The following is a 13,432-nucleotide window of genomic DNA, read 5'->3' as shown; positions in this document are numbered from 1 at the left end:
GTCGATTGAGGCTACATGCTTTAGATTTGCCAGTTGGTTTTCTCTTCGGCCGACAGTTCTCGCAGCGAAGCCAAATCGGCCAACTCCACGTGTTCCTTTGGAACAACGGCCCGTTTCGGAAAGACGACTGGCGGCGCCGGTTTGGTGGCGTCAACGATTACAGCACTGGACATGCGCGGCGTGTTCTTGCCTTCGGCGTTGTACTCCCAGTTCGTTGGAAGCAACCCGCCCGGACCGTTCCAACGCGGGATGACCAGCAAATCACGTTCTGCATCAAACCGTGTACCAATCGCCCAAGCCACCTCTTCTCCGTTAAACACGTCGATGTCCTCGTCCACCACGACGATATGACGTAAATTCTCCGGCTCGGTATTTAGCGCTGCAAAAGCTGCTTTTTTCACGTCCGCATCCTTTTCCTTCTGAATTGACAAATAACAGTTCATGCGGGCATAGAAAGGAACGTTTACCGTTTTGAGACCTGGCACGATTTTTTTCACCGTGTGATAAATACTGCCGGAACGCGGCACTCCGCCCACAACCAAATGCTCTCGACCCGATGCTACAATATCTTGGAAGATCGCATGGTTTCGATATGTAATCCGTTTGATGCGGATCGTTGGTACCGAGCCTCCGCCGAGATAATGGCCCGGCCATTCACCGAACGGTCCTTCGCTGTGATCGTTATCCGGCAAAATCTCGCCTTCCAGAATGATCTCCGCATGCGCCGGAACGAGCAGATCAGACGTATCCGCCTTCACCAGTTCCAGAGGTTCGCCCATTAATGCGCCAGCCGCTTCGTATTCCCCGCCGATCCCTTGAACCCGGGAAACCGCTCCCATGATGAATCCAGGATGATGGCCTAATGCAATTGCGATTGGAGCCGGCTTGCCTTGTTTTTTATACTTTTTGTAAATCAATCCGCCGTGGTGTGCTCCAAGGAACCACACACCCATGTCGCGTTCGTTGAAAATTTGGTGACGATAGATCCCCGCATTAATCAGCCCGGATTCGGGATCGCGGATAATCATCACACCCGCCGATAAATATGGACCGCCATCCATCTCGTTGTGCACGGGAATTGGCAGTTTGGACAGGTCGACGTCTGCTTCTTCAATCACGTTTTCCTTCACTGTAGCAGCAGCGCGGTCTACGACCACAGGTTCAATCGGTTGCTGCAATTTCTCGCCATATACCCGCGGAATGTCTTGGACCTCACATCCTAAATAGAGGGCGACGCGCTCGTACGAGGTCAGCAGATTGGAAATACACGCCATTTGTGCGCCCTTCACCTTATTGAAGAGCAAGGCCGGGTAATCGCCTTTCTCCGCCAATGCCGCAGCATAAGCGGTAATGCCAAAACGCGGATCAACCTCCGTGTCGACAAGCTTGACGCTATTTGCATCAAATTGCGTTAATTGTCCAAGATAGGTTCTTAAATCTTTGGCCATGAGCGGATCGCCTTCTTTCTCTAATATCGTCGGTTGTGAAATAAATCGGGCGAAAACGCACGGTATAAGCGCGCGTTGTTCACCCGATTCTAATATGTCTTAAGGAAGCAACGAAAGGTCCACCGTATCTTCAAACGGAATTTCTTTCTCAAGAACGCCTGCTTCGATTTGCGTCTTCGAGACGTTCTTTGCGCCTTCCTCAGTTACTTTAAGTCCCGCCGGTACTTTCGCCAGTTGATTTTTAACGGCCGTTTCCATTACGTCGGCTGGAATTTGATCGAACTCTTGCAGCATTGCTTCTACTGCGGAGGCCGGATCCTTCTGCACGCGTTCATTCACTTCATTGCTGACTTGAAGGAATCGCTTCATCGCATCCTCATTTTTCTCAACCCAATCCGTTTTGGCCATAACCGTGATCCCGGCAAAATCATACGGCGGGTCATACAGCACCCGGTAGTTCCCGGTAGCTAACATTTGCGAAATCGTTGGCTCGGACACCATACCGCCAGCAGCTTTGCCGCTTTCGATGGCAGCCAGCATCGTAGCGCCGCTGCCGCCATTGATGATTTGTACGTCTTTGTCCGGGTCGATATTGACTGCTTTCAAGCCTTCACGCAACCCCGTGTCGGACAAACTGCCAACCTTGGTTACAGCCAGTGTCGTTCCCTTCAAATCTTCCAGCTTCTGATACGGAGCATCGTTCTTCACAACCAGCGAATAACCTACGCCATTGTAAATTTCGCCGTAAGCTTTCACGCCAAGGCCGTTCTTTTGCTGTCTTAAGACGTGCTCATAAGAACCCAAGACAATGTCCAAGCTGCCGCCAACCAAGGCTTGTACCATATCCGCACCGGACGTGAAGCTTTGCTTCTCGATCGTAATTCCGGCTTTCTCGTAAGAGCCATCATTAATCCCGATTTGCGCAATAATTGGCGTCATGCCGCCGCCCACCAGACCTACGCGAATTTTGACGTTTTCTGGTTGAGTAGCATTGCCAGCATCTTCATTGCTTCCTGTTGTCGCATTGTTCGCGCCAGCGTTATTCCCTCCAGAAGCCGCATTGTTGTTGCTTCCGCACGCGCTGACCAAAGCCATCGTCAGAACCAGCAGCGTTGCCAGGAGCATTTTTGTTTTTTTCATGTGATTCCCCTCCTTGAATAATCGCTTTCTTTCTAAATGTATGGTTGCTCCATTTTTATTTCATGGGGTGAAATAATTTGGAGTTCAGCCCTTAACGATATTTCAGTAGCCGCCGCTCAACCTGAACGATAATTTGTTCCAAGACAACGGCGATAATCATGATGAGGACAAGGCCTGTAAAAATACCTGTCGTATCCAGCATGTTGGACGAATAGGTGATGTAATATCCAAGCCCCCGATTGGAGCCAACCAATTCAGCGATAACTGACCCGATCAGAGCCATGCCGATATTCAGCCGCAAGCTGGTTAGAATCCAAACCGTAATCGAGGGAAGTACAACCCAGCGAAGCTTATGCGTCCATTTCGCCTTAAACGTGCTCATCATATCCATTAAGTCTTTGTCGATGTTTCGCACACCTTCATAAGCATTGTAAAAAGCGACGAAGATAACCATTGCCACAACCATCAAAATCTTCGAGGTCATTCCGATCCCAAACCAAACGATAAAGAGCGGTGCCAGCGATACCCGGGGCAAGCTGTACAAAGCCATGATGTACGGATACACCCATTTTTGAAATATCCCGCTGAACGCGAGCAGAATCCCGAGTAAAGTACCTCCAAGCATCCCGATGATAAGACCTACGATAGATTCCTGCAGCGTAATGCTCATGTGGAACCAAAGATCCCCGTTTGCGGTCATGTCGATAATTCGCTTCACAATCAAGGACGGCTTGCTTAGCCAAAAAGAATTAAATGCCGTACCCGACAACAGCTCCCATAATCCGATAATGACGATAAATACGACCAATCTGCCGATCCATACGGTGGCGCTGCGATTCCCGCGTCCTGCCTTAGGGGAAGGAGAGCTTGCCGATGGGGTTGATGTTTTTGCTGCCATATTGATGATTCCTCCTCTCTATTCCCCGTCAGACATTTGGGCCCAGATTTCTTTCTGCAGCTCTTTGAACTCGGGATCAAATCGGATCTCGTAAAATGGACGCGGTCGTTGCAAATTCACTTTAAACTCTGCTTTGATTCGCCCGGGCCTGGAGGTCATCACGATCACCCGATCAGACAGTGCAATCGCCTCTTCGATATCATGAGTGATAAAGAGCACGCTTTTTCCGACGTTCTCCCACAACTGTAGGAATTCTTCCCCAATTTTCACCCGGGTCTGCGCATCGAGTGGTCCAAACGGCTCATCCATCAAATAGATTTCGGGGTCGTAAGCGAAGGTCCGTGCCAGAGCTACCCGTTTACGCATTCCGCCCGATAGCTCCTTCGGATGGTAACTGCCGAAACCGTCAAGTCCAACCATTTTGAGAAGTCGGTTAGCTTCTTCCAGTTGCTTGTCTTTCGCAAACCCTTTGATTTCTAATGGTAAGCGAACGTTGTCGATGACGCTTTTCCACGGGAGCAACGCATCGTTTTGGAACACCATTCCAACCTGGCTAGGCACACCCTGGATTTCTTGACCATCCAAAAAGGCATGGCCGCCAGCCGGCTTCAGCAACCCAGACACTACTTTCAGCAAGGTTGATTTTCCACAGCCGCTCGGACCTACAACCGATACGAATTCGCCGTCTTCCACCTTAAGCTGAACGTTCTCCAAAGCAACGGTGCGTTGGCCCTTGGAGTCGTACTCTACACGCAAATCCCGAATTTCGAGTTTTGGATGGCTATTGTTCTCCATAATAAATTCCTCCATACTGAATTTTCCATTCATGCTGTCTGATTATGCATGCCGGTCCAAGTCCCTGATCAGAATTTGCGCCCCGATATCTCCAGCTGATGCAGCCCCTCTCGCAGCGTTTGAATCGAGAGTTCCCGCTCGATCATTTGCTGCTGGGCCTCTTCCAAGGTGATCTTGCGGAATCGCACCCGAGCCCCTAAGCTGGCCTGTGCAAGCAACGGCAAATCTACACTCGCGACTTGCGCAATTTTCGGATATCCTCCGGTTGTTTGGCGATCCGCCATCAAAATAATCGGGTTCCCGTCAGGTGGTACCTGTACAGTTCCCATTGTCACGGCCGAGGAGATCATCTCTTTCGACTGCTCCAGCTTTAACTCCCGGCCTTTGAAACGGTAACCCATCCGGTCGGACTGCGGCAAAACCGCAAATTCCTCTTGCCATAAATCGTGACGGCTGGATTCTTGGAACAATTCGTATTCTTCCCCTGGAATCAGCTGCACAGTTGGATTAGCTGCATATTTCGGCAGCATTTGCGGAAAGACCGCCCATCGGCTGACCGCGCCGCTATCCTTGCTTGCCTCTCTGGCGAGTAAACCAAGAAAATGAGAGCCAAGGGGACTGATCTCCCCGAGCGTTAATCGGTCGCCGGCTGCAAGCGCCCGACCTTCATAACCGCCGATGCCTGCTCGTAAATAAGTCGAACGGCTGTTCATCTGGATCGGAACATCGATGCCGCCCCCTACTGCCAAATATGCGCGACAGCCTAATTTCGCCGGACCGAAGGTCAGCGTGCTTCCCTTAGGCGCCAGGACGGTTCTCCACAACGGGACGGGTACTCCATTCAGCTTAGGGGATAAATCACCTCCACAAAGTGAGATCAGCGTCGTCTGCTCAAAGTGGATGACGGGACCTAGCAGCGTAATTTCCAGCCCGGCCTCCCCTTCCGCATTCCCAACCAGTAAGTTCGCAATACGTAAGGCGAAGGCATCCATCGCACCGCCAACGATTACGCCATACTTCTGAACACCAAACCTTCCCAAATCCTGAACCGTAGTTAGCAACCCGGGTTTTTCGATCAAGAGACTCATCGCTCCAACTCCTCCCATGCTTCAAATTGTTCACGGGTGATCGAGTAGAAGCGGACGATATCTCCCGCTTGCAACAAAGTTGGCGGCATTTGCTGAGGCTTAAACAATTCGATCGGCGTTTTACCGATCAACTGCCAGCCGCCTGGGGTGTCAATGGGATAAACTCCTGTCTGATCTCCGGCAATGCCAACGGTACCAGCCGGTATGGACAAACGAGGGGTTTCCCGACGCGGGGTGGCAATGCGTTTAGACATTCCTCCCAAATAGGCGAAGCCAGGAGCGAAACCAAGCATATAAACCAGATAATCTGCAGATGTATGAATATTGATCACTTCTTGAGGGGTTAGACCATTGTGAGAAGCGACCGTTTCTAAATCCGGCCCCCACTCCCCTCCGTAGCAAACAGGAATTTCAACGATTCTTTCTGGTGATGCTTTAATGTCTTGCAGTGTGTGAATCAACTTGGACACGAGCTCGGCAGCGAACTGGAATGGAGTCAGTGTGCGAACTCTGTCCTCATGCTTCTCCGCTTCTTCCAAGAGCTTCATGAGGTCATAATATATGGTCACCGACGTAAAAGCCGGAACGGTCTCGATCATCCAAGGAAAAGGGTGATGCTCCAAATGTTCCGCCAACTGCCTTACCTTTAAATGCGTGCTTGTTTGAATTGAATCACCAAATGTCACAATTAACGCCGAATCTCCGAGCGGAGTGATGATGGGAAACTCAGCAGGTGACGGAGAAAACATGATGTCCATCCTCCTATCCGAATTTCGGACTTATAATACCGAATTACGAATTTTCTGCATAAAATCATTGTTAGTTATAATTCCATAAAAATCAAGATTTTTTCCGCTAAAGCGTTAAAAGATTTTGTTCCGTAATTCGGATCGGAACTTCCGAAAATCGAATGTCCAATATATACGATCATTATAGTCGGAATTGGTTAAAAATCAAGCATTATTTTCCGTAAGCGTTTTTGGTTTTCAACAATCTTCCATTCGTTGTATACTAATACAGAACGAATTAGAGGCCATGCAGGAGGCATACCGTGCAAAAGAACACCAAACACAAGAACAAAACCGTGGTCAGGTCCATGGATTTGCTTCAGTTATTCCTGACCCACGCCAAGCTGAATATCAGTGAGATGGCCAAGTTATCGGGGATTCCTAAAACTTCGGTCCTGCGCATGATCGGATCATTGGAAGAAATGGGATTCTTGAAAAAAGATACAGAAGGTTTTTATTCGCTAGGTCTACTCTTTCTTCAATACGGCAACCTGGTTGCCGAACGATTAGATATCCGCCATATTGCCCTGCCGGTCATGCAGCAGTTACGTGACGAAATTCAGGAAGCCATTCATCTCGTGCTGCGTGATGGAGACGAAAGCATTTATATTGAGAAATTGGATACGGATCACCCCGTAAGGCTATTCACCAAAATTGGTCGCAAAGCCCCGTTGTATGCCGGCGCTTCGTCTCGCATCATCTTAGCTTTTATGCCGGAGGAAGAACGTGAGGAGTACCTCGAAGCCACAGAACTGCTACGGATCGCCTCCGGTACAATCACTGACAAAGCGCAGCTGCGTCAGATTCTGGAGCGTTCCCGTCAGGAAGGATACAGCTTTAGCCGTTCTGAATTGGAGAACTACACGGCTGAGTTAAGCGCTCCGATCTTTGATCATACGGGGCAAATTATTGCTGCACTCAGCGCTGCTGGATTGGAGGTCCAGTTTGAGGAAGAGCGTATCCCAGAACTGGTTAAGGAAGTCCAGCAAGCGGCTAACGAAATTTCTCGTAAATTAGGTTATACCCAGTCCATACCGATTGCGGTATCGCAATAACCTATCTTTCCAACAAGAACAAGCCCGTCCCGGCGACTGCCGAGACGGGCTTTTAAGGTAATGAAACGTTATTCTTGTTGAAGTAGGGTGGCCTGACCTTCGACGATCACGACTTCAGGTTCGGGAACAAAACCGTAATTCCGATCAAAGGCATCCTGTACGTGACGAATGAGTTCGATCACATCGGCCGCGGTCGCCCCGCCCACATTTTGAATGACATTGCCGTGAACAGGTGAAATCCGTGCATTGCCGCGCTGAACCCCTTTTAAGTTAAGACGATCCGCCAGTTTCCCAATCGGCTCGCCAACGGAATAGTTGTTTTTGAACACCGATCCACAGGAAGGATACGAGAAATGCATCTTCCCTACTCGGTCCTCAATAATCTTTCGCATCGGGGTCAACGCAGCATCTTGCCCCCCTAACCCTTCCTTCGTCTTCAACCATGTGATGAAATGCGAAGCAAACTCCGGTAATTGGTGAGACGGAAGCTTTCCTTCCTGAAGCGCAACCAGCTCCGGGATCGCTGTCAAATCGGCAGCTTGAGCGATAGAACCGAGCTTAAACTCAGCGCCAACGATAAACCAGCGCGTTCGATTATGCTGGAACACCGACTGTTTATACCCAAATTCGCATTCCTCGCGGCTGATGGTTTGAACGGTACCCGGCTGTTGCAAATCGATATAATGAACCTTGACCAACGTATCGCTGATATGACGGTCAAAATATTTAGCATTCATATAAATTCCACCGCCCACCGTTCCCGGCAGCAAAAAGGTAAAATCAAAATCAGTAATCCCCAGGCCATATCCGATCACAGCCAACATCGACATTGGCACCCCTGCCGAGACGTATAGCCGATCTCCTTCAAGCTTCACCTCAACCATTTCTCGAGTGGTCAGAAACAGTGCATCGGGATCCGGCTGATCGGGAAACAGCAAATTGGATCCTCCGCCAAAAAAGATCGGTGATATACCGCGACGATAAGCCAATTCCAGCAACTCTTGCAATTGTTCTACTGAATGAGGCGTTCCCACAAAACGGGCCTCTCCCCCGATTTCGTAAGTCGAATAACGGGACAACGCCTGATGTGTTCGCAGTCCAGCCAAATTCCAGCTTGTCATATAAAGCCCCTTCCTACCTGCTTCCTAAACAGTAATGTATATTATGTCGTTGGGCGATTTCAGTGTCAATGAATCGTTTAAAGTATTACGCAAACAATCAAAAACGGGCTGAAAGAAGAGTCCTTCTTATCAGCCCGTTGTTTATCGCCTCGTCCGAGGGCTTAATCCGAAAATTCCACGTTGTGATAGACCTGCTGTACGTCCTCCAGATCCTCCAACGCATCGATCAACTTCTCGAACTGCGCTTCCACTTCTTTACTCGGTAGAGTAACGTAGTTTTGAGGCAGCATCGTCAGTTCCGCTACCGTAAACTCCGTAACCCCTGAGTTCTTGAGCGCTTCTTGAACGGCATGGAATTGATCGGGTTCGGCATATACGATCACCGACTCGTCCTCTTCGATGATATCCCGCACCTCAAGATCGGCTTCCATCAGGATTTCAAACACTTCATCAATCGATTTGCCTTCCATCCCGATGACGGCTGTTTCGTCAAACATATAAGATACCGATCCGCTTACGCCCATGTTTCCGCCATTCTTATTAAATGCGGAGCGTACTTCCGGTGCGGTACGGTTTACGTTATTCGTTAATGTATCTACAATGACCATTGCGCCGTTAGGGCCGAAGCCTTCATAACGCAACTCTTGATATACTTCATCCGTAGCGCCTTTCGCTTTATCGAGAGCCCGGTCAATGATCGCCTTCGGCACATTGTACGTTTTCGCCCGTTCAAGAACGACCTTCAAGGCACGGTTCGATTCCGGATCCGGCTCGCCCTTCTTGGCAGCTACATAAATCTCAACGCCGAACTTCGCGTAGATTCGACTAGTGTTCGCGTCTTTCGAAGCCTTTTTCTCTTTAATATTATTCCATTTGCGGCCCATACTCTTCCCACTTTCTTAATAATCTACCCAACTATTATAACCAACAACTTAGTTGGCGGCAATGAATGCGATAGTTTTAGTTGACCGCGAAATACACTTAAGATTGCAGAAATGCCCTATGTGATTTACACAGGGCACGGGTTGATCCTGCTTTACTCCACAGCGCTCGGATCCTTAGATCATCTTGGTGGTCCAAGATTCACAGTTCCACGTCTCCGTAACGACATCACGATAAAATTCCGGTTCGTGGGAGATTAACAGAATGCTGCCTTTGTAAGCTTTCAACGCACGCTTCAGCTCATCTTTCGCATCCACGTCCAAATGGTTCGTTGGTTCGTCCAATACGAGCAGGTTCGTTTCCCGGTTAATCAGCTTGCACAGGCGCACCTTAGCCTTCTCGCCTCCGCTTAGAACTGCGATTTTGCTTTCGATATGTTTCGTTGTCAGTCCGCATTTCGCCAGAGCCGCACGCACCTCAAACTGCGTGAACGACGGGAACTCGTTCCAGATTTCTTCAATGCACGTATTGTAATTGGCATCCTTCATCTCTTGCTCAAAGTAGCCGATTTCCAGCAAGTCCCCGAGATGCACCGAACCAGAGATCGCCGGGATTTGTCCCAGGATGCTGCGAAGCAGTGTGGTTTTCCCGATCCCGTTGGCGCCGACGAGGGCGATTTTCTGCCCGCGTTCCATTCTTAAATTCAGCGGCTTCGATAAAGGCGAGTCGTAACCAATGACCAGATCATTCGTTTCAAAAATTAACTTGCCTGATGTCCGAGCATCCTTGAAGTTAAACTGCGGTTTCGGTTTTTCCTTCGCCAGCTCGATAATTTCCATCTTGTCCAGCTTCTTCTGACGAGACATCGCCATGTTTCGCGTCGCTACGCTGGCTTTGTTGCGGGCTACGAAATCTTTGAGATCGGCAATTTCCTGTTGCTGACGTTTGTAGGCGGACTCTAACTGTTGTTTTTTCGCTTCATACACCTGCAAGAAGTTATCATAATCACCGACGTAACGGTTTAGCTCTTGATTTTCCATATGATAAATCAGGTTAATCACGCTGTTCAGGAACGGAATATCGTGCGAAATCAGGATAAACGCGTTCTCATACTCTTGCAAATACCGCTTCAACCATTCGATATGTTGCTCATCCAAATAGTTCGTAGGTTCGTCCAACAGCAAAATGTCAGGTTTCTCCAGCAGAAGTTTCGCGAGCAATACCTTCGTCCGCTGCCCTCCGCTGAGGTCGTGAACATCCCTTTCGAGCCCGATATCGGTCAATCCCAAGCCCCGAGCCGTTTCCTCAATCTTAGCGTCGATGAGATAGAAATCCTGATTCGTGAGCGTGTCTTGAATCGTACCAACATCCTCCAGCAGCTGTTCCAGCTCTTCCGGCGATACTTCCCCCATTTTGGCATACATGTCGTTCATTTCCTGTTCCAAATCGAACAGGTATTGAAACGCTCCGCGCAGCACGTCGCGAATCGTCATTCCTTTCTCCAGCACCGCATGCTGATCGAGATAACCCACACGCGTGCGTCTAGCCCACTCAATTTTGCCTTCGTCTGGCTGCAGCTTGCCTGTAATGATGTTCATGAAGGTCGATTTCCCTTCACCGTTAGCCCCCACCAAGCCAACATGCTCGCCTTTCAGCAAACGAAAGGAAACATCGTTAAAAATCGCCCGGTCCCCAAATCCGTGGCTCAGTCGTTCAACATTTAAAATACTCATGGAAATTTAACACCTTTTCTATATGAAATATAATTGGTTAACTCAAGATTTACGAAAAAAGGTACACTCGACCTATTATAATGGTTCGATGGGCTAAAGCTCAATATGGAGGGAGAAAATAGTAGAAAAAAACACCGCCCGGAAAGTCGGGCGGCGTTTGCCTCGGTGATCCATGTCCTAAGATCGTATTGATTTTGACGCAGTTCCTCTGCCGTAAATGTCAAACTGGCCAAAGTTTATGTTTACATAATATTTATTACGTAACTAATATGTTGTCAGATATGTAATTACAGGTTTATTCAAATCTAAATTCATTCACTATCTGTTGCAACTGTTCTGCCATTGCTGCCAATCCCTGGGCAGTACCCGTTATGTCCTCCATCGAGGCATTTAATTGTTCGTATGTAACACTTATTTCATTGATCGCATCCGCATTTTTTTGAGACAAACCGGCAATGGAGTCAGATCCCTGTTCTACATTCAACGCCTCCTGCTTGACCTCCTCAATGCGCTTATACAACTCAGAAACATTTTCATCTACCATCATAAAGGCCTTCTCTACCTTCTCAAAAACTAAGCTCATTCTTTCCGCGGCCGTTCCTCCGCTTGCGACCGCACCTGAAGTATCTCTTACGGCTTCAACAGCAACCTGGATATCGGTATCCACGGATTCTATCGTACGTACGATTTCTCCAGAAGCTTGGTTGGCTTGATCTGCCAATTTACGAATCTCATTCGCAACTACCGCAAAACCTCTTCCTTCCCCACCCGCTCGTGAGGCTTCGATCGCTGCATTCAGTGCGAGCAAATTCGTTTGTTCCGAGATTCCACGTATGGTAAGAACAATATCTTTGATGGACACCGAGTTCCGCCCAAGTCTATCAATAGCCTCTTCAGCGATGGATACCGACTTAATGATGTCCCCCATTTTAGCTGCCATATTCGATAACGCAATGCTGCCCTGATTGACATCTTCCATTGTCGTTTCAGATTGCTTCGCCATATCCTCAAATTTAACGACCATTTCCTCAACGATCCGTGTTGTCTCGTGCACAGAAACTTCGCTTTTTCTGACTTCCATTACCTGAAGATCTGAGCTCTCCGCGATTAGCTGCATCGTCGTAGAAACCTGCTCCGTTGCTGCAAGGTTCTCCTCAGAGCTTGCTGACAAATCTTCAGAGGAAGCATTCAAATTCTGCACAGTGGCCTGCATCGATCGGATCACCCCAGCCAAGCGATCGGCCATATGATTATACATGTTTTTCATGATGCCAAATTCGTCTTTCGTCTTAGCGACGAGCCGTACTGCGAGGTTACCGCTTCCAAGTTCCTTCATAGCACCACTGATCTCTATTAACGGTTTAACCGTAAGGCTGCCAAAAAGATACGCGATGATGAATACAAGAATAAAACTAATTACTGCGGTAATGGCAATGCTGTCTAATATTGAAGATGCAGGCTGCATAATATCATCGATATAGCTTCCTATTGCAAAAATCCATCCGTTCGGCAGCTCGGTAAATGAAACTATTTTCCGCCCATCCGACCAGTTATATTCGATGGATCCATTTTTTTGGCTGAGCATCCTCTTGATAAAATCATATGTAGAGAGATCGGTTCCCCGCGTTGCTTCATCCGGGTGGAACAAGGCTTTCCCCGTCTCATCGATGATATAAGCATATCCAGTCATGCCGTCAGGTTCAAAGTAATTCCGTTTCACATCCGAAACAATTTCGTCAACGATAACTTGGCTATTCTCCGATAATTCCGTTGATTCGGTATAAGGTGACAACTGACCGGATTTAATATGAACAATATAATCCAAGTCATTATATACTAAATTCTTTATACCTTCGTAAGACTGCCTATAACTTATCACACTCGTCACAGCTAGCGGAAGGATGACAAGAAGCGACATTACCACAATAAGCCTAGCCTTGAATGTAACCTTGCTGTAGATTAAATTCAGCATAAATAACTATCCTTCTTTCGTTATAAGATGAGAATCGTTCATTATTATATCAACTGTAGTACTATTTAACCATATTAAATGATATATTATAGTTCTTTTGTATCACGATGATGCAGTCGATTACCATTCAATTCTTAGCTAATTTTCGAGTCTATTCATCAGATTTGTCGAACATCTCAAATGATGATAAGGCGAACCTCAACCCCCGCATCAATGCAGGTTTTTTCTGAAAATGCAAAAAGAGCACCACCGATCAACGGTAGTGCTCTTTCTCCTTTTGCTTGGCAGCGTCCTACTCTCCCAGGACCCTTCGGTCCAAGTACCATCGGCGCTGGAGGGCTTAACGGTCGTGTTCGGGATGGGAACGAGTGGAACCCCTCCGCTATCGCCACCAAACATGATTTTTGCACTGCTTTTACTTCCACGCTTTCCGCTTCAGCAAAAGATCATACCTTAGAAAAGGCATGCAGCTAAAAATCGCTGCGAGAAAAGATCAAACCTTTCTCACTCAG

11 protein-coding genes and 1 rRNA gene are annotated in these 13,432 nt (G+C 48.1%); 1 reads left to right on the top strand and 11 read right to left on the bottom strand.

Features of this window, described 5'->3' with window-relative positions; translation table 11 throughout:
• Positions 1-20: 20 nt before the first annotated feature.
• The 6 genes from M891_RS0115315 to pxpB form a co-directional block, all read right to left on the bottom strand.
• Positions 21-1,448, bottom strand: a complete 1,428-nt coding sequence (locus tag M891_RS0115315; protein ID WP_028539458.1) for a UbiD family decarboxylase — start codon at positions 1,446-1,448, stop codon at positions 21-23.
• Positions 1,449-1,547: 99 nt separating this feature from the next.
• Positions 1,548-2,588, bottom strand: coding sequence for an ABC transporter substrate-binding protein (locus M891_RS0115310; protein WP_028539457.1), 1,041 nt, complete (start codon positions 2,586-2,588; stop codon positions 1,548-1,550).
• Positions 2,589-2,679: 91 nt separating this feature from the next.
• Complete coding sequence (locus tag M891_RS0115305; protein ID WP_036700655.1) at positions 2,680-3,486, bottom strand: ABC transporter permease; 807 nt, start codon at positions 3,484-3,486, stop codon at positions 2,680-2,682.
• An 18-nt stretch (positions 3,487-3,504) separates the two neighbouring features.
• Positions 3,505-4,281: an ABC transporter ATP-binding protein gene (locus M891_RS0115300; RefSeq protein ID WP_028539455.1), complete on the bottom strand. Its 777-nt coding sequence runs from the start codon at positions 4,279-4,281 to the stop codon at positions 3,505-3,507.
• A 68-nt stretch (positions 4,282-4,349) separates the two neighbouring features.
• Positions 4,350-5,369 carry a biotin-dependent carboxyltransferase family protein gene (locus tag M891_RS0115295; RefSeq protein WP_028539454.1) on the bottom strand — a complete coding sequence of 340 codons (1,020 nt, stop codon included), beginning with the start codon at positions 5,367-5,369 and terminating at the stop codon, positions 4,350-4,352.
• Positions 5,366-6,127 (bottom strand): 5-oxoprolinase subunit PxpB, encoded by a 762-nt coding sequence (gene pxpB / locus M891_RS0115290; protein ID WP_157268818.1) that lies wholly within the window; start codon positions 6,125-6,127, stop codon positions 5,366-5,368. Before pxpB ends, M891_RS0115295 begins: the two co-directional genes overlap by 4 nt.
• A 293-nt stretch (positions 6,128-6,420) precedes the next feature.
• On the opposite strand from pxpB, the gene M891_RS0115280 reads away from it, so the two are divergent.
• A complete protein-coding gene (locus M891_RS0115280; protein WP_028539452.1) occupies positions 6,421-7,212 on the top strand; it encodes an IclR family transcriptional regulator in 792 nt (263 codons plus the stop codon).
• Between the two features lie 68 nt (positions 7,213-7,280).
• Here the strand turns inward: M891_RS0115280 and M891_RS0115275 are convergent, their stop codons facing one another.
• From M891_RS0115275 to rrf, 5 genes are all read right to left on the bottom strand, one after another.
• Positions 7,281-8,333, bottom strand: a complete 1,053-nt coding sequence (locus M891_RS0115275) for a UDP-N-acetylmuramate dehydrogenase (RefSeq protein WP_028539451.1) — start codon at positions 8,331-8,333, stop codon at positions 7,281-7,283.
• Positions 8,334-8,494: 161 nt separating this feature from the next.
• Positions 8,495-9,217, bottom strand: coding sequence for a YebC/PmpR family DNA-binding transcriptional regulator (locus M891_RS0115270; RefSeq protein ID WP_009223249.1), 723 nt, complete (start codon positions 9,215-9,217; stop codon positions 8,495-8,497).
• 174 nt (positions 9,218-9,391) lie between these two features.
• Positions 9,392-10,948: an ABC-F family ATP-binding cassette domain-containing protein gene (locus M891_RS0115265; protein WP_028539450.1), complete on the bottom strand. Its 1,557-nt coding sequence runs from the start codon at positions 10,946-10,948 to the stop codon at positions 9,392-9,394.
• Positions 10,949-11,243: 295 nt separating this feature from the next.
• A complete protein-coding gene (locus M891_RS0115260) occupies positions 11,244-12,920 on the bottom strand; it encodes a methyl-accepting chemotaxis protein (protein WP_028539449.1) in 1,677 nt (558 codons plus the stop codon).
• Positions 12,921-13,199: 279 nt separating this feature from the next.
• Positions 13,200-13,316 (bottom strand): 5S ribosomal RNA (gene rrf, locus M891_RS0115255).
• Positions 13,317-13,432 lie beyond the last annotated feature (116 nt).

It is taken from the genome of Paenibacillus sp. J14 (assembly GCF_000518465.1).
In the GTDB taxonomy this organism is placed as follows: domain Bacteria; phylum Bacillota; class Bacilli; order Paenibacillales; family Paenibacillaceae; genus Fontibacillus; species Fontibacillus barengoltzii.
Note: the sequence above shows the minus strand (reverse complement) of the source record. Positions and strands in the feature narration are given on the sequence as shown.